The organism is Mesorhizobium sp. L2C084A000 (assembly GCF_000502875.1).
Lineage (GTDB): Bacteria > Pseudomonadota > Alphaproteobacteria > Rhizobiales > Rhizobiaceae > Mesorhizobium.
The window spans coordinates 169,785-183,635 of sequence record NZ_AYWX01000010.1; the positions used below are offsets into that span (position 1 = coordinate 169,785).

General features: G+C 62.8%; 16 protein-coding genes, 2 tRNA genes and 2 pseudogenes. 8 read left to right on the forward strand and 12 right to left on the reverse strand.

What is annotated here, in order from left to right; translation table 11 throughout:
- Positions 1-113: 113 nt before the first annotated feature.
- Positions 114-1,549, reverse strand: a pseudogene (locus tag X735_RS1000000168830) (IS3 family transposase).
- Positions 1,550-1,762: 213 nt separating this feature from the next.
- Between X735_RS1000000168830 and X735_RS01000000166075 the strand changes: the two are divergent.
- Genes X735_RS01000000166075 through X735_RS144550 form a run of 3 tightly spaced genes read left to right on the forward strand, consistent with a single transcriptional unit; the run spans position 1,763 to position 2,648 of the window.
- Positions 1,763-2,041 (forward strand): hypothetical protein, encoded by a 279-nt coding sequence (locus X735_RS01000000166075; protein WP_245273258.1) that lies wholly within the window; start codon positions 1,763-1,765, stop codon positions 2,039-2,041.
- Positions 2,042-2,045: 4 nt separating this feature from the next.
- Complete coding sequence (locus X735_RS1000000167795) at positions 2,046-2,327, forward strand: helix-turn-helix transcriptional regulator (RefSeq protein WP_031213538.1); 282 nt, start codon at positions 2,046-2,048, stop codon at positions 2,325-2,327.
- Positions 2,328-2,366: 39 nt separating this feature from the next.
- Positions 2,367-2,648 carry a hypothetical protein gene (locus X735_RS144550; protein ID WP_023812589.1) on the forward strand — a complete coding sequence of 94 codons (282 nt, stop codon included), beginning with the start codon at positions 2,367-2,369 and terminating at the stop codon, positions 2,646-2,648.
- 75 nt (positions 2,649-2,723) lie between these two features.
- On the opposite strand, the gene X735_RS144545 is transcribed toward X735_RS144550, so the two are convergent.
- Together X735_RS144545 and X735_RS144540 are read right to left on the reverse strand one after the other, a co-directional pair.
- Positions 2,724-2,800: transfer RNA gene (locus X735_RS144545), tRNA-Arg, on the reverse strand.
- A gap of 47 nt (positions 2,801-2,847) precedes the next feature.
- Positions 2,848-3,153, reverse strand: coding sequence for an ETC complex I subunit (locus X735_RS144540; protein WP_023812590.1), 306 nt, complete (start codon positions 3,151-3,153; stop codon positions 2,848-2,850).
- A 140-nt stretch (positions 3,154-3,293) separates the two neighbouring features.
- Between X735_RS144540 and X735_RS144535 the strand changes: the two genes are divergently transcribed.
- Together X735_RS144535 and X735_RS144530 are read left to right on the forward strand one after the other, a co-directional pair.
- Positions 3,294-3,370, forward strand: a tRNA-Pro gene (locus tag X735_RS144535).
- Positions 3,371-3,472: 102 nt separating this feature from the next.
- The gene (locus X735_RS144530) at positions 3,473-3,754 is read left to right on the forward strand and encodes a hypothetical protein (protein ID WP_023812591.1); all 282 of its coding nucleotides are present in this window, start codon (positions 3,473-3,475) and stop codon (positions 3,752-3,754) included.
- 15 nt (positions 3,755-3,769) lie between these two features.
- Here X735_RS144530 and hdaA read toward each other — a convergent pair whose 3' ends face one another.
- The 3 genes from hdaA to X735_RS144515 are packed head-to-tail and all read right to left on the reverse strand — an operon-like array spanning position 3,770 to position 6,207.
- Entirely contained in the window at positions 3,770-4,474 is a 705-nt protein-coding gene (hdaA, locus tag X735_RS144525) for a DnaA regulatory inactivator HdaA (protein WP_023812592.1), read from the reverse strand.
- Position 4,475: 1 nt separating this feature from the next.
- Positions 4,476-5,678: an AI-2E family transporter gene (locus X735_RS144520; protein ID WP_023812593.1), complete on the reverse strand. Its 1,203-nt coding sequence runs from the start codon at positions 5,676-5,678 to the stop codon at positions 4,476-4,478.
- Positions 5,650-6,207 carry a CDP-alcohol phosphatidyltransferase family protein gene (locus X735_RS144515; RefSeq protein ID WP_023812594.1) on the reverse strand — a complete coding sequence of 186 codons (558 nt, stop codon included), beginning with the start codon at positions 6,205-6,207 and terminating at the stop codon, positions 5,650-5,652. Before X735_RS144515 ends, X735_RS144520 begins: the two co-directional genes overlap by 29 nt.
- A 238-nt stretch (positions 6,208-6,445) precedes the next feature.
- Between X735_RS144515 and purM the strand changes: the two genes are divergently transcribed.
- From purM to X735_RS144500, 3 genes are all read left to right on the forward strand, one after another.
- Positions 6,446-7,525, forward strand: coding sequence for a phosphoribosylformylglycinamidine cyclo-ligase (purM, locus tag X735_RS144510; RefSeq protein WP_023812595.1), 1,080 nt, complete (start codon positions 6,446-6,448; stop codon positions 7,523-7,525).
- On the forward strand, positions 7,522-8,235 hold the full coding sequence (gene purN, locus X735_RS144505; RefSeq protein WP_023812596.1) for a phosphoribosylglycinamide formyltransferase: 714 nt from the start codon (positions 7,522-7,524) through the stop codon (positions 8,233-8,235). The genes purM and purN overlap by 4 nt, the downstream gene beginning before the upstream one ends.
- Positions 8,236-8,430: 195 nt before the next feature.
- Positions 8,431-8,937: a histidine phosphatase family protein gene (locus X735_RS144500; protein WP_023812597.1), complete on the forward strand. Its 507-nt coding sequence runs from the start codon at positions 8,431-8,433 to the stop codon at positions 8,935-8,937.
- Positions 8,938-8,988: 51 nt separating this feature from the next.
- Here X735_RS144500 and X735_RS144495 read toward each other — a convergent pair whose 3' ends face one another.
- The 6 genes and pseudogenes from X735_RS144495 to X735_RS144470 all read right to left on the reverse strand — a co-directional run bounded on the left by X735_RS144495 (position 8,989) and on the right by X735_RS144470 (position 13,792).
- Complete coding sequence (locus X735_RS144495; RefSeq protein WP_023812598.1) at positions 8,989-9,222, reverse strand: DUF680 domain-containing protein; 234 nt, start codon at positions 9,220-9,222, stop codon at positions 8,989-8,991.
- A 410-nt stretch (positions 9,223-9,632) separates the two neighbouring features.
- Complete coding sequence (locus tag X735_RS144490; RefSeq protein WP_023812599.1) at positions 9,633-9,860, reverse strand: DUF680 domain-containing protein; 228 nt, start codon at positions 9,858-9,860, stop codon at positions 9,633-9,635.
- A 47-nt stretch (positions 9,861-9,907) separates the two neighbouring features.
- Entirely contained in the window at positions 9,908-10,111 is a 204-nt protein-coding gene (locus X735_RS144485) for a DUF680 domain-containing protein (RefSeq protein WP_023812600.1), read from the reverse strand.
- A 47-nt stretch (positions 10,112-10,158) separates the two neighbouring features.
- Positions 10,159-10,437 (reverse strand): DUF680 domain-containing protein, encoded by a 279-nt coding sequence (locus tag X735_RS144480; RefSeq protein WP_023812601.1) that lies wholly within the window; start codon positions 10,435-10,437, stop codon positions 10,159-10,161.
- A 397-nt stretch (positions 10,438-10,834) separates the two neighbouring features.
- Positions 10,835-11,679: pseudogene (gene dapB, locus X735_RS0134585) on the reverse strand (4-hydroxy-tetrahydrodipicolinate reductase).
- A gap of 19 nt (positions 11,680-11,698) precedes the next feature.
- Positions 11,699-13,792 (reverse strand): ATP-dependent helicase, encoded by a 2,094-nt coding sequence (locus X735_RS144470; RefSeq protein WP_023812603.1) that lies wholly within the window; start codon positions 13,790-13,792, stop codon positions 11,699-11,701.
- Positions 13,793-13,851 lie beyond the last annotated feature (59 nt).

A 13,851-nucleotide genomic window follows, 5' to 3' on the forward strand; every position in this document is an offset into this window, starting at 1 on the left:
ACCCGCCGTACTGAACTGACCCCTTAAAGTTGGACAGTTTAAGGTGGCGGCAGATTTAAGGGCTGGTTCTGTATTGCACAGGGCTCAGCCCTTTCAGTTTCAGTTTGATGCGATCATGATTGTAGTAGTGGATGTAATCCTCGATGCTGGCCTTGAGGCTCNAGCCCTTTCAGTTTCAGTTTGATGCGATCATGATTGTAGTAGTGGATGTAATCCTCGATGCTGGCCTTGAGGCTCTGAACGTTCTCGAAGGTATTGGGGTAGAAGAGCTCGGATTTGAGTGTTGCGAAGAAGCTCTCGATAGGTGCGTTGTCGAGGCAATTGCCTTTGCGTGACATGCTCTGGGCAATGCCTCGTGCCTGGAGCCTGCGCTGGTAGGCAGGCGTCTGATACTGCCATCCCTGATCGGAGTGTAGGNGGGCAATGCCTCGTGCCTGGAGCCTGCGCTGGTAGGCAGGCGTCTGATACTGCCATCCCTGATCGGAGTGTAGGATGGGCCGTTGGGTTTGGTCGAGCCGGTCCAGCGCTCTGGCGAGCATATTTTCCACCAGCTTGAAGAGTGGTCGCCTTGCGGTCTCGAAGGCGATGATCTCGCCATTATAAAGGTCCATGACCGGTGAGAGATAGAGTTTGTCGCCCGCCAGGTTGAACTCCGTCACATCGGTCACCCATTTATGGTTGGCGCTGTCAGCGTTGAACTGGCGTTGAATGAGATCGGGAGCCGTCCTTCCGATGCCGCCTTTGTAGGAGCGATACTTCTTCGGCCTGACCAGCGACTTCAATCCCATCTCCACCATCCGACACTGCACCGCCTTGTGATTGACGACATGACCGAGCCGGCGCAGTGCAGCAGCCACCCGGCGATAACCGTAGCGGCCCTTGTGGCTGTCGAAGACGGCTCTGATCTTCTCCTTGAGACCAGCATGGCGGTCGACGCGGGACGCCTTCTGTCGATAGTAGAACGTGCTGCGGGAAAGCCCTGCCAGTTTGAGCAGACCATCGAGCGGATAGAGCAGCCTTAACGCTTGGACAGCTTGCGCTTTTTGGGCGCGTGTCCCTGCGTTAAGGCCTCCAGTTTTTTTAGGTAGGCGTTCTCCATGCGCAGATGGTTCAGTTCCGCAAGCAGCTCTTCGCGGCTCTTGGTCTCATCACTCTGCGCCACGGGCGGCTCGCCAGGCGACGGCTGGTCTGACATCGATCGCGGCCTTCCTCTGCGGCGCGGCGCGAGCGCCTCTATCCCACCGGCTTCGTAGCGCCTCTCCCAGTCCGGAAGGCAGCCGGCGTTGCGGATATTGAACAGCGCGGCCGTCTGTCGGCAGGACAGTCCATCCTCCCACATCCGGTGCAGAACCGACAGCTTGAACTCGCCGTCATAGTGGCTGAGCTTGCGAGCGAGGCCGGCAACCCCGTGCGCTTGATAGCTCGCAACCCATTTGCGCACCGTTGCAGCATCTACGCCGTCGGCTGCACCGGCGCTCGCATAGCTCTCTTCACCACTCAAATAACGATCAACAACAGTGCGCTTCAAACTCTCGCTGTGTTTGGACATGAAAACCCCCGAAGGTGGATGTCCAACTTTCGGGGGTCAGTTCACGACTGCCCGGCCACGCTAAATCCCCTCATCACCATGATAGAGCTGAACAGCTTGCGGTATTTACCGCTGTCGTGGCGTTCCTGGATGGAAAGAGGTGATTCCGTGACTTGCTATATAAGGCATAGCTAATCCTTGACGCCAGCCGGATGCCGCCCCAGAATCAGAAGCATGGCAATAAAGGTCGGCGACGAAGTGGCGGTCATGGCGACGGTGCTGAAGCGCGTCACGGAAGACCGCGTCAGCGTGTCGATCCCCGGTTACGATTTTTCGCATTCGGTCATTGGTCCAGCGACCAAGCTGACCGAGGGCCAGCCGATGGAATTATCCGGCGACGTTACGCAGATCGAGGGCGACAAGGTCACGGTGTCGTTCGGACAATGGTCACCGTGGGTCTGGACAAGGTGCACCTGGTGCAAAGCCACCTCCCGCCGAAGCGAAGGGATCTGAGGATGTGAACACGCGAAGCTCCACCGTCTCAGGGATCCAGCCCCTTACGTCCCAGCAGTGCAGAGCCGCACGAGCGATGCTGAAATGGTCGCAGGTGCGACTCGCCGCGAAGTGCGGCCTTAGCGAAGGAACGATCGGCAGTTTCGAGAGCGGACGAAGGATTCCGAGCTCGGCCAAGCTGGCTGCCATCCGTCGAGGGTTGGAGGCAGCGGGCGTGGTTTTCATCGATCAGAAGGTTGCAAGGACCAAGAGCGGTCCGCCTCGTCAAACTATCGGCGGAACATAATTTAGATATCGCTGTTAGATCCCAAACGGGAGGCGCGCGATGTTCAAAGGTGAAATCGGCATTGTTTCGGACTGGTCGAAATTGGTGGCGGACGATCCTCTGATCGCCGCCGATATTGCCCAGCGTCTTTCTCTACTCGCTTGCAATGACAACACTCCCGCTGCCGCCGACGGCCCGTCGCCCGGCACCGAAACATTTCGAAATCCCCACTTTGCCGGCCTCGCGACACCCGCCGAATATCCTCGCCCGATCGTGCTTCTAGCCACGATCTATGCGTCGACGGTCCTGGGGGTAACGCTGCTTCTGGCGGCGGCGGTTTGAGCGCACGAGGCCTGGTGACGCTCTCTGAAAGCCCATGTCCGCGACCTATGTGTCCGGAATGGACCCGAAAGGCTTTGGCGATCCCGACAGGATTCGAACCTGTGACCATCGGCTTAGAAGGCCGGTGCTCTATCCAGCTGAGCTACGGGACCGCTGGCCGGCCTTTGGACCGGCTGGATATTCTGGCGCTGGGCGCCGTTCAATGCGTCCAGGGCGTCCTGCGGTCATAGCGGAAATTCTCCGCATAGGAAATCTGGCGGCGCTTGGTCTCTTTCGGCTCTTCGACGCGGAAAGCGAGCCCTTGCTTTTCGGCGTAGGCCACCGCCTCTTCCCGCGTGTCGAAGCTAAGCCTGATCTGGCTTCTCATGTCTGCCGACGTCGTATAGCCCATCAGCGGATCGATCTTCTTGCGCGTCTCGGGATCGAATTCCAGCACCCAGTGGCCGGTCTTGGCCTTGCCGGACTGCATCGCGGTTTTGGCTGGGCTGAAAATGCGCGCGGACATGGCCACCTCGTTCTTGTGCAAGGCAGCATCGCCACCCTTCGCCCGTCATTACTGCGCAATGCGCACGGCGGCAAGGTTTTTGCTCTCGCGGGTTTTTGCACTTGCCATGCACCACCGAAATGAATAGGCAACAGACCGTTCGGAGTGTAGCGCAGCCTGGTAGCGCATCTGGTTTGGGACCAGAGGGTCGGGAGTTCGAATCTCTCCACTCCGACCATCCCCTCACAGCCCAATGCCCGGCGCAGCCATATGGTCACTTGCTCCGGCTCCGGTCGTGCATCCGGCAGCCGCGGGCCGGTTCGGCAAACAGGGGGTTCAGATGCTTGGAATCGATGCCTGGGTGTCGCTTTTCGGACCGGCCTACTTTGCCTATGCCGGCATCACCGTTCCGTTCATGGTGACGTGGGCAATTGCCTGCGCCGCGCTGGCGATGTGGAACAACCGTGAAAGCCGCAGACAGGCGAGGCAGGCCCCAGGCGCTGTCGTCTCCCGCTCCTGGCGTATCAGTATCGGAATGTTTGTGCTGGTCGCCGCCGGCTATATCGCCGCTCACTCTGCCGTCTACCTCGCGGTCCGTCATTTCGCCAGAATGTGGCTCTGAGACTGGCCTCTCAGGCTAAATCTCGAATTCGCCCTGCCCTTCGTCCATGGCGTTGACGGTTTCGGCTGCCAGCGCCCTGGTGATCGGCGTCTTGCGTTCGAGCGCGGTCCGGTCGAGCCGCTCAACCACGCGCATCGCTGTCGCCAGCGAGCGCTCGATACGGCGGACCAGATACTGCACGACATGCGGTTCGACCTCGATCTGACGGTCGGCGAAGAGTTTTGTGATGACGCCGGCGAGCAGGAGATCGTCGGGCTCATGAATTTCCACTGTCGCCGCTGCTTTCAGCCGTGAGGCGAGATCAGGCAGCGTGACGCCCCAGGCGGACGGAAAGCGGCGCGCCGTCAGGAGCAGCGTCGACCCGGCACCACGCACCGCATTGATCAGATGGAACAGGCCCTGTTCATCGACCGCGCCGGTATCGACATCGTCGATCAGCGCCGGCCGCGCGCCGAGATTGGCAATGCTGTCGCCGATGCGCCTGGCGTCGACCGCCACCGCATCGGCACGCGCGCGCCAGATCGAGGCCAGATGCGTCTTGCCCGAACCCGCGGGACCGGCCAGCACCACCACCGGCGATGGCCAGTCCGGCCAGCGGTCGACCAGCGCCACCGCCTGGTTGTTGGTGCCGGAGACGACGAGTTCGTCGCGCGAATAGCCGGTGCCATGGCCGAGATCGAGCGGCAACTGGCGTGGCGGGTCGGTTGGCTGGGCAGTCACTTCAGCGACGCGGTTGCGTGCGGTGGCCGCCGCCGCGATCGGCCGGAAGCTGCGGCACAGGTGCCGTGCCGCGACCCTTGTAGAGCGGCGATTCGAGATAGCGGGCAATGGCGAACCGCACCAGCACGGCGACGGCCGCAGAAGCCGGCACCGCGATCAACAAGCCGACGAAGCCGAACAGCGCACCGAAGGCAAAAAGCGAAAACATCAGCCATACCGGGTGCAGGCCGACGCTTTTGCCGACCAGCCGCGGCTGCAGGATGTTGCCCTCGATGAACTGACCGATGAAGAACACGACCGCGACGGCGACGATCATCGTCCAGTCCGGCCAGAACTGGACGAAGGCGACGCCGACGGCCAGCACCAGCCCGGTCAGCGAGCCGACATAAGGGATGAAGGAAATCAGCCCGGCGAACAGGCCGATGAGGATGCCGAAATTCAGTCCGGTCAGCGTCAGCCCGGTGGCATAAATGGCGCCCAGCACCAGGCACAGCGTGCCTTGGCCGCGCACGAAGCCGGCTGTGGCGGTGTTGATGTCACGCGCGATGGCGCGCACGGTCGCGACGTTGTCGCGCGGCACCCAACCGTCGATGACCGCCACCATGCGGTCCCAGTCGAGCAGCATGTAGAAGGCGACCACCGGCGTCACCACGAACAGGCTGACCACCGAGACCAGCGCCATGCCGGAACTCCACAGTGAGGTGAAGACGGTGGTGATCAGGCCGAAGCCCGAGGTCAGCAGCGAATTCAGCCCGTCGCGCAAGCTATTGGCGTTGACGCCGAACTTCTGTTCCAGCCATTTCGGATCGAACGAGGTGATCAGGCTTTGCAGCCGGGTCAGATATTCCGGCAATTTGCCGGCGAAATCGGCCATCTGCGTGGCCAGAACGGGGATGAGGATGACGAAGGCCAGCACCAGCACGATGAGGAAGGTGATGAGGATGACCACCGTCGCCATGAAACGGGACAGGCCGAGCCGCTGCAGCCGGTCGGCAACGGGATCGAGGAAATAGGCAAGCACCATGCCGGCGACGAAGGGCAGCAGGATCGCGCTGAAAACATAGAGGAAAAGCGCCAGCAGCGCGGCGCCGGCCAGCCAGAAGAAGATCTGGCGGCGAAAGGTCGCGGACGCGGCGGTGTCGGCGGCCGCGGCCTCGATCGCTGCCGCTTCTGTCTCAGATGTCCGGAGTGGAGCCTTCGCCATAGCCGCTCATGTGCCTCAGCCAAGTCACGAGATAGGCTGCGGCCGAAGCCACGGTCAAGACCCCGGACAGCAATATGAGAACTGACCTCAGCGGGTCGAGGTGAACGGCAAGGGCAAGTTCTCCCAGCACAAGCGCGGCCAGCACGATCTGGATCGCGGTGTTGGCCTTCGACACGAACAACGGTTTCATCTCGACCGGATGGGTCATGACGGCGGACAACACCACCGCGCAGACGATCAACGCGTCGCGCGACACCATGATGACGACAAGCCACAGCGGCAATTGCCCGATGAAGCTCATGACAACGAACACCGAAACCAGCAGCAGCTTGTCCGCCACCGGGTCGAGATAGGCGCCGAGGGTGGATTGCTGGTTGAAACGGCGGGCGATGAACCCGTCGACGCCGTCGGAAATACCGGCGACGAGGAACCCGGCAAAAGCCCAGTCCCAGCGCGCCTGCAGCATCGCCAGCACCACCGCCGGCACCAGGATAAGGCGCAGGATGGTGATCAGGTTGGGGATGGTCAAATGCTTGGCACCTCCTCTTGGTCGGAGATAGATGATGAAGATGGTGAGTGGCAACAAGGGAGAAGCTGCCGATCTCCCCGCATGGGAGAGCGGTTTTCAGCCCGGCTTTCGCCAATCACGAGCCCCTACGCGCGCCCTGTCCACGGTTTTGTAGGTCGAGATGGCCGTTATCCTTGCGGACAGAAACCGTTCATGCGAAGAGCCCGCGACAAGGAAAATTGTTGAACGGGCACCAGAAATGAGCAAGCGCGACGTGAACAAGCGCAAGAACGGGCTCACCTATGCCGCGGCCGGTGTCGATATCGATGCCGGCAATCTCATGGTCGAGAAGATCAAGCCGCTGGTGCGCGCGACGCGCCGGCCGGGCGCCGATGGTGAGATCGGCGGTTTCGGAGGCCTGTTCGACCTCAAGGCCGCGGGCTTTACCGACCCGGTGCTGGTGGCGGCCAATGACGGCGTCGGCACCAAGCTCAAGATCGCCATCGATGCCGGCAAGCACGACACAATCGGCATCGACCTCGTCGCCATGTGCGTCAACGACATCGTCGTGCAAGGTGCCGAACCGCTGTTCTTCCTCGACTATTTCGCCACCGGCAAGCTCGATCCCGACCAGGGTGCCGCGATCGTCGGCGGCATTGCCGAGGGCTGCCGCCAGGCCGGCTGCGCGCTGATCGGCGGCGAGACGGCCGAGATGCCCGGCATGTATCACGGCAATGATTACGACCTGGCCGGCTTTGCGGTGGGCGCCGCCGAACGCGGCCAATTGCTGCCCACCGACGATATTGTCGAAGGCGACGTGCTGCTGGGCCTGGCTTCCTCTGGCTTGCACTCGAACGGATATTCGCTGGTGCGCCGCATCGTCGCCGTCAGCGGTCTGTCGTGGAGCGATCCGGCGCCGTTCAACGACGAGGCCACGCTGGCCGAGGCGCTGCTCGAGCCGACCCGCATCTACGTCAAGTCGATTCTCAAGGCGATCCGCAACACGCATGGTATCAAGGCGCTCGCCCACATCACCGGCGGCGGCTTCCCGGAAAACATCCCGCGCGTGCTGCCCAAGGATTTTTCGGCCGAACTCGACCTCGAAGCGATCGACGTTCCTGCCGTGTTTTCGTGGCTGGCCAAGACCGGCGGCGTGGCGCCGGAAGAGATGATGCGCACTTTCAATTGCGGCATCGGCATGATTCTGGCCGTCGCATCCGGCCAGGCAGCACAGGTCGCCGCCGTGCTGCAGGAGGCCGGCGAGACGGTGACGCCGATCGGCCGCATCGTGCCGCGCCGCGACGCCGGGGTCATCTATCGGGGCTCGATCGGCCTATGAGCGCGCAGAGGAAACGCACCGTTGTCCTGATCTCGGGACGCGGCTCCAACATGACCGCGCTGATTGCCGCGGCCAGCGACCCGGCGTTCCCGGCCGAGATCGTCGGTGTCATTTCCGACAAGGCGGATGCCGCCGGGCTCGGCATCGCCAGGGCGCGCGGCATCGCCACGCAGGTCGTCTCGCGTGCCGACCATGGCAGCAAGCAGGCGCATGACGCGGCAATAGACGCGGCGCTCGCGGCCTTCAACGCCGAGATCGTGGCGCTGGCCGGCTATATGCGCATCCTCACCCCCGGCTTCGTCCAGAGATGGCAGGGCCGCATGATCAACATCCACCCTGCCCTGCTGCCGGCGTTCAAGGGGCTCGACACCCATGTGCGCGCACTGGCCGCCGGCATCCGCATCCATGGCTGCACCGTGCACTTCGTCACCTCCGAGATGGACGACGGTCCGATCATCGCACAGGCGGCCGTACCGGTGATGGTCGGCGACACCGCCGATACATTGGCAGCCCGCGTGCTGAAGACCGAACACCGGCTCTATCCGCTGGCGCTGGGACTGGTTGCCGAAGGCAAGGCGCGCATGGAGGCCGGCCGCACCGTGCTTGCCCACTTTGCCGACGATGCCGACAACGGCACCTCGGTGGTGATGGCCCCGGATCCGCTGCGCGAGGAAGCCGACCTCGAGCATCTGGCGCGCATCACGCCTTGAACCTAGATCGGGAATGACAACGGCACTTAGCCTGGAACCGCCAAATCAGACTCGGTGCCAGGCCGAAACGGACCGGCTGCGCAGAGCTTGGCTGGAAGGATTGGAAAGCGGCCCGTTAGATCCCTTCGACATTGAAGCGATCAAACAAAAGGCCCGCACTCGTCTGACCAGTCTCCCTGGTCCTGACCGACATCGATGAGACAACTACTCCTCCTCCGTCACGCCAAATCGAGCTGGGACGACCCTGATCTCGATGATTTCGACCGGCCTTTGGCCGAACGCGGGGTTAAGGCGGCGTGCTTGATGGGACGCGAGCTTGCGGCGCGCGGCTGGCTGCCGGACCTGGCGCTGGTGTCGCCGGCACTGCGCACCCGCGACACCTGGCGGCTTGTGGCGGCGGAGCTGCCCGTGCCACCCCGGATCGCATTCAAGGCGCTGTACGATGCTTCAGCGGCGGACATTCTGAGCCAGATTGGTCAAACCGACGCTTCAAGCGGCAGCTTGCTGGTAATTGGCCACAATCCGGGCCTGGAACATTTGGCCAGACAGCTTGCCGGGCCGGGGTCAGACGCCAAGGCGCTCAAGAGACTTGAGGAGAAATTCCCGACGGCAGCCCTGGCCCGGGTGGTCTTCGAAGGCGATTGGTCCGTCGTGTCCCCCGCCCGGTTGACACATTGCCTGCGGCCGAAGGACCTTGGCTAGCGTCCATGGCAGGTGCGGCAGGCCAAGCCCACCGCACGCCCGCTTGAGCCGTCAGTTTCCCCAGTTGCCCTGGCCGGATTCCGGCTGGACCGAATCGGGCCTCAGCGTGAGGTCGCGGTGCTTGACCAGCCTGTGGGTCGAAGCCGTGTAACTGTGGTCGACATTGACCGCGCGCGAGGTGACGGCCGGCTGATTGACATTGTCCGAACCATAGTTGTCGCTGCCGGCATAAGCGGTGCCAGTGGCAACGAGGATGGCGGCGGCGGTAAGAGCGATCCTGGTCATTTTATTTACTCCGGTATTCCTGTTCCTGTCCGTCTAGTGGCGTGCCCTTGGGAGGAATTTCGCGTCGCTCGGACAGCCTCGATCTGGGTTTTTCGTGCGCCGACTTCCAATCACGAAGACGTTCCCTCACGCGCGAAATCCGGACCTCGAACGTGGGCCAAGGTGTTGAGCTCACCCTGTTTTATCAATTGATCTCAAACGCTTATAAGGGGGATACCTGACGCACGGTGCGGCGGTTCGTCGAGCCAGCGCTCGCCATCCGTTCACGATTCGTCAACATAAATTGAACCAGTTGGTTCGATTACGATCGGCGCCCGACACTGGCGCCGTCGGCCGAAATCCTGCTCATGCATAAAAACAAGAGCGGCGGGCAAAGCCCACCGCTCTTTGTGGTCGCAGACTTCAGAAAATCAACGACCCCAGATGCCTTGGCCCGACTGAGCCGGCACGTTGGCATTGGCATCACCCTGCGTCTTCACGGACTTCGGGATCGAGCCGGTGTGCGTGGTGTCGATGTTGGACACGGACTGGTTCGCAACCGGCTGGTTGGCATTGTAAGAGCCATAATTGTCGCTGCCGGCAAAAGCGGTGCCCGTGGCAACGAGGATGGCGGCGGCGGTGAGTGCGATCTTGGTCATTTTAATTACTCCTGAGTTCAAGGTTAGGTTGATATCGGCAGTCGCGATTAGCGGCCGAAGAGATTGCGGTCAGCGCCCTGCGACGCTGGGGCCTGGATGGTCTGCGTCGACTTCGAGACCGAAGCGGTGACTGAATGGTCGACAGCGACGGCAGGCTGATTGGCGTTGGCCGAGCCATAGTTGTCGCTGCCGGCAAAAGCAGTGCCCGTGGCGACGAGGATGGCGGCGGCGGTAAGAGCGATCTTGGTCATTTTATTTACTCCTGAATTCAAGATTGGGTTGATATCGGCAGTCGCGATTAGCGGCCGAAGAGATTGCGGTCAGCGCCCTGCGAAGCGGGGGCCTGGACGGTCTGTGTCACCTTCGAGGTCGAAGCGGTGACCGAATGGTCGACAGTGACGGCAGGCTGATTGGCGTTGGCCGAGCCATAGTTGTCGCTGCCGGCAAAAGCAGTGCCCGTGGCAACGNCAGCGACGGCAGGCTGATTGGCGTTGGCCGAGCCATAGTTGTCGCTGCCGGCAAAAGCAGTGCCCGTGGCAACGAGGATGGCGGCGGCGGTAAGAGCGATCTTGGTCATTTTATTTACTCCAGTATTTCTTTGTTCTGTCCGTCTAGTGGCGTGCCCTTGGGAGGAATTTCGCGTCACTCGGACCACCCCGAGATGGGCTTGCCCTGCCGCGGATTCCAATCACGAAGATGTTCCCCCGCGGCTCGAATTCGGACCTTGAAATTTGGCACAGGGCCTCGGCGGTCATAACTTTACTGTTCGAAATCAAATCGTTAGTGAGATTCTTCTCCCACCATACGAGGCCGACAACCAAGCCAGCGTTCACCATCTGCTATACAGTCCGTCAACAGAAATCGAACCGAACGGTTCGGTTTGAATAGACCTGACCCCTCCAGCATTCTTTTTTACGGTGCGGAGGCGGACGAGATATGGGTGCGTACGTCCAACCGGGACGACAAACCGGCCGCTACAGGCCGGTCATGCCCAGCACGTCGCGCATGTCATATTCGCCGGGCGGACGTCCAGCCACCCAGAGTGCGGCGGCGATCGCGCCGCGGGCGAACATGATGCGGTCGCCGGCTGCATGCGACAAGGTCAAGGTCTCGCCCTCGGCGCAGAAGCTGACGCTGTGTTCGCCGACGATGCTGCCGCCACGCAGCACCGCAAAGCCGATCTCGCCGGTCGGCCGCGAGCCGATGACGCCATCGCGTACACGCCTTGCGACCGTGTCCAGATCGATGCCGCGTCCGCCGGCTGCGGCATGCCCCAGCATCAACGCCGTTCCCGATGGCGCATCGACCTTGTGGCGATGATGCGCCTCGACAATCTCCACGTCCCAGTCATCGGGATCGAGTGCCCGCGCGGCCTGCTCGACCAGTCCGATCAACATGTTGAGCCCGAGCGAAAAGCTGCCGGAGCGCACGATGGCAATTGTTTTCGCGGCGTCGGCGATCGCAGCCGATTCATCAGCATCGAAGCCCGTTGAGCCGATGACCAGGGCCGGCCCGCCGCGTTCGGCGCAAATGCTGGCCAGATCAGCCGAGGCAGCCGGCGTGGTAAAGTCGATGACCACGTCGGCCACGGCAAGCGCCTCGTCGCGGCTCACCAGCCCTTCGCCGATACTGCCCGGCCGGTGGAAGCGGGCGGCGAGCGCCAGCCGCGCGTCGCCCTGCACGGCNCGCCGATACTGCCCGGCCGGTGGAAGCGGGCGGCGAGCGCCAGCCGCGCGTCGCCCTGCACGGCGGCCGCCATCTCGCGGCCCATGCGGCCCAGCGCACCCGCGATGGCGACCCTGACCGGTGGTTTCGACATGGCGCTATCCCGCGGCTATTTATTTCCACATGCCGCGCATGCGCGCGCCGATATCGACGCGCACCTCCGGCCGGGCCGCCCTGCCCTGTGCCACCTGTGCGCTCGGCCATGACACCTGCTGGAACGCCGCCAGGATCGAAGCCGGGATGAAGCGGGTGCGCGACGCATAGAGATGGCGGTCGCCGCGCGCCGCCTGGCCGTGCGGAAAGAAGCGTTGCGGCATGACCAGGTTGAGATTGTCCTTGGCCCGCGTCATCGCCACGTAGAGCAGCCGGCGCTCCTCCTCGATGTCTTCCTTGGTGCCGACGCCGAGATCGGCCGGGATACAGCCGTCGACCGTGTTGAGCACGAAGACGTTCTTCCATTCCTGGCCCTTGGCCGAATGGATGGTCGACAGGATCAGATAGTCCTCGTCGCGATGCGGCGGCCCGGCCTGGTCACTGGTGGCATCGGGCGGATCGAGCGTCAATTCTGTCAGGAAGCGTTCGCGCGAAGCATAGCCCGAACCGATCTGCTCAAGTTGCAAGAGATCGGCGCGCCGCGTCGTCGCATCTTCGTGGATGCGCTCCAGATGCGGCTCATACCACAGCCTGATCTGTTCGAGGTCGGCCGGCCATTTGGCGCCGGCGCGCAGGCCGGAATAGAGCGAGACGAAGCCCGGCCAGTCATCCGCCGCGCGTTGCGGCGGACGCCAGCCGGCCAGCCCCATGGCTTCGTCCAGCGCCGTCGTCATGGTCTCGACGATCTGCGCGGCAGCCGAAGGGCCGATGCCTGGCATCAGCTGCAGCACGCGGAAGCCGGCGACGCGGTCGCGCGGGTTCTCGGCGAAGCGCAGCACCGCCAGCACGTCCTTGACATGGGCTGCATCGAGGAATTTCAGCCCGCCGAACTTGACGAAGGGAATGTTGCGCCGCGTCAGCTCGATCTCCAGCGGGCCGCTGTGGTGCGAGGCGCGAAACAGCACCGCCTGAGATTTCAGTGCCGTGCCGGCCTCGCGCTCGGCCAGAATGGTGTCGCAGACGAAATTGGCCTGCTCGACCTCGTCGCGCACGCTCACCAGTTTTGGCCTGTCGGTCGACTTGCGCTCCGACCACAGGTTTTTGGTGAAGCGCTCCGAGGCTTCGCCGATCACCGCATTGGCGGCCGCCAGGATGGTTTCGGTCGAGCGGTAATTGCGTTCCAGCATCACCACATCGGCGGCTTGCGCGAACTGGTTGGGGAAGTCGAGGATGTTGCGCACCTCGGCGGCACGGAACGAATAGATCGACTGTGCATCGTCGCCCACCACCGTCAGCCCGGCGCCGTCGGGTTTCAGTGCCATCAGGATCGAAGCCTGCAAGCGGTTGGTGTCCTGGTATTCGTCGACCAGCACATGGTCGAAACGCCCGCCCAGATGCGCCGCTATCTCGGGCTCCGCCGCCATCTGCGCCCAGTAGAGCAGCAAATCGTCGTAATCGAGCACGTTCTGTGCCTGCTTGGCCTCGACATAACCGGCGAACAATTCTTTCAGTTGCTCCGCCCAGCCGGCGCACCAGGGAAAGGCAGAACCCAAGACCTCGTTGAGCGGCGCCTGTGCGTTGACGGCGCGCGAATAGATGGCAAGGCAGGTTCCCTTGGTGGGGAAGCGCGCTTCCGTCTTCGAGAAGCCGAGTTCGTGGCGGACCAGGTTCATCAGGTCGGCGGAATCCTCGCGATCATGGATGGTGAAGGCAGGGTCGAGGCCGATCTCCAGCGCATAGTCGCGAAGCAGCCGCGCGCCGATGCCGTGAAAGGTTCCCGCCCAGGTCAGCGCATCGGTGATGACAGCTGCATCGCGGCCGAGCACTTCGCCGGCGATACGCTCGACGCGCCTGGCCATTTCGGACGCGGCGCGGCGCGAGAAAGTCATCAGCAGGATGCGGCGCGGGTCGGCCCCCTTGACGACCAAATGGGCGACGCGGTGAGCCAGCGTGTTGGTCTTGCCCGAACCCGCGCCGGCAATGACCAGCAGCGGACCGGCTATTTGGCCGTCGCCGTGCTCGACTGCCTGGCGCTGGGCATCGTTGAGCCGGGCGAGATAGGCAGGCTGGACGGTCGGGTCCCGAAAGGTCGAATCAGCAGTGGCGAGGTTCATCGCCCATCAAGCATCGTTTCTGCTTTGTTCGCAACGTCGATGCGAGGCTGGCCTCGTGC

Bases quoted from the DNA above. Each gene is read 5' to 3' on its own strand.
- X735_RS01000000166075 (WP_245273258.1), top strand. From the start codon at position 1,763: ATGGCAATAAAGGTCGGCGACGAAGTGGCGGTCATGGCGACGGTGCTG.
- X735_RS144550 (WP_023812589.1), top strand. From the start codon at position 2,367: ATGTTCAAAGGTGAAATCGGCATTGTTTCGGACTGGTCGAAATTGGTG.
- X735_RS144540 (WP_023812590.1), bottom strand. From the start codon at position 3,153: ATGTCCGCGCGCATTTTCAGCCCAGCCAAAACCGCGATGCAGTCCGGC.
- X735_RS144530 (WP_023812591.1), top strand. From the start codon at position 3,473: ATGCTTGGAATCGATGCCTGGGTGTCGCTTTTCGGACCGGCCTACTTT.
- X735_RS144520 (WP_023812593.1), bottom strand. From the start codon at position 5,678: ATGGCGAAGGCTCCACTCCGGACATCTGAGACAGAAGCGGCAGCGATC.
- purM (WP_023812595.1), top strand. From the start codon at position 6,446: ATGAGCAAGCGCGACGTGAACAAGCGCAAGAACGGGCTCACCTATGCC.
- purN (WP_023812596.1), top strand. From the start codon at position 7,522: ATGAGCGCGCAGAGGAAACGCACCGTTGTCCTGATCTCGGGACGCGGC.
- X735_RS144500 (WP_023812597.1), top strand. From the start codon at position 8,431: ATGAGACAACTACTCCTCCTCCGTCACGCCAAATCGAGCTGGGACGAC.
- X735_RS144495 (WP_023812598.1), bottom strand. From the start codon at position 9,222: ATGACCAGGATCGCTCTTACCGCCGCCGCCATCCTCGTTGCCACTGGC.
- X735_RS144490 (WP_023812599.1), bottom strand. From the start codon at position 9,860: ATGACCAAGATCGCACTCACCGCCGCCGCCATCCTCGTTGCCACGGGC.
- X735_RS144485 (WP_023812600.1), bottom strand. From the start codon at position 10,111: ATGACCAAGATCGCTCTTACCGCCGCCGCCATCCTCGTCGCCACGGGC.
- X735_RS144470 (WP_023812603.1), bottom strand. From the start codon at position 13,792: ATGAACCTCGCCACTGCTGATTCGACCTTTCGGGACCCGACCGTCCAG.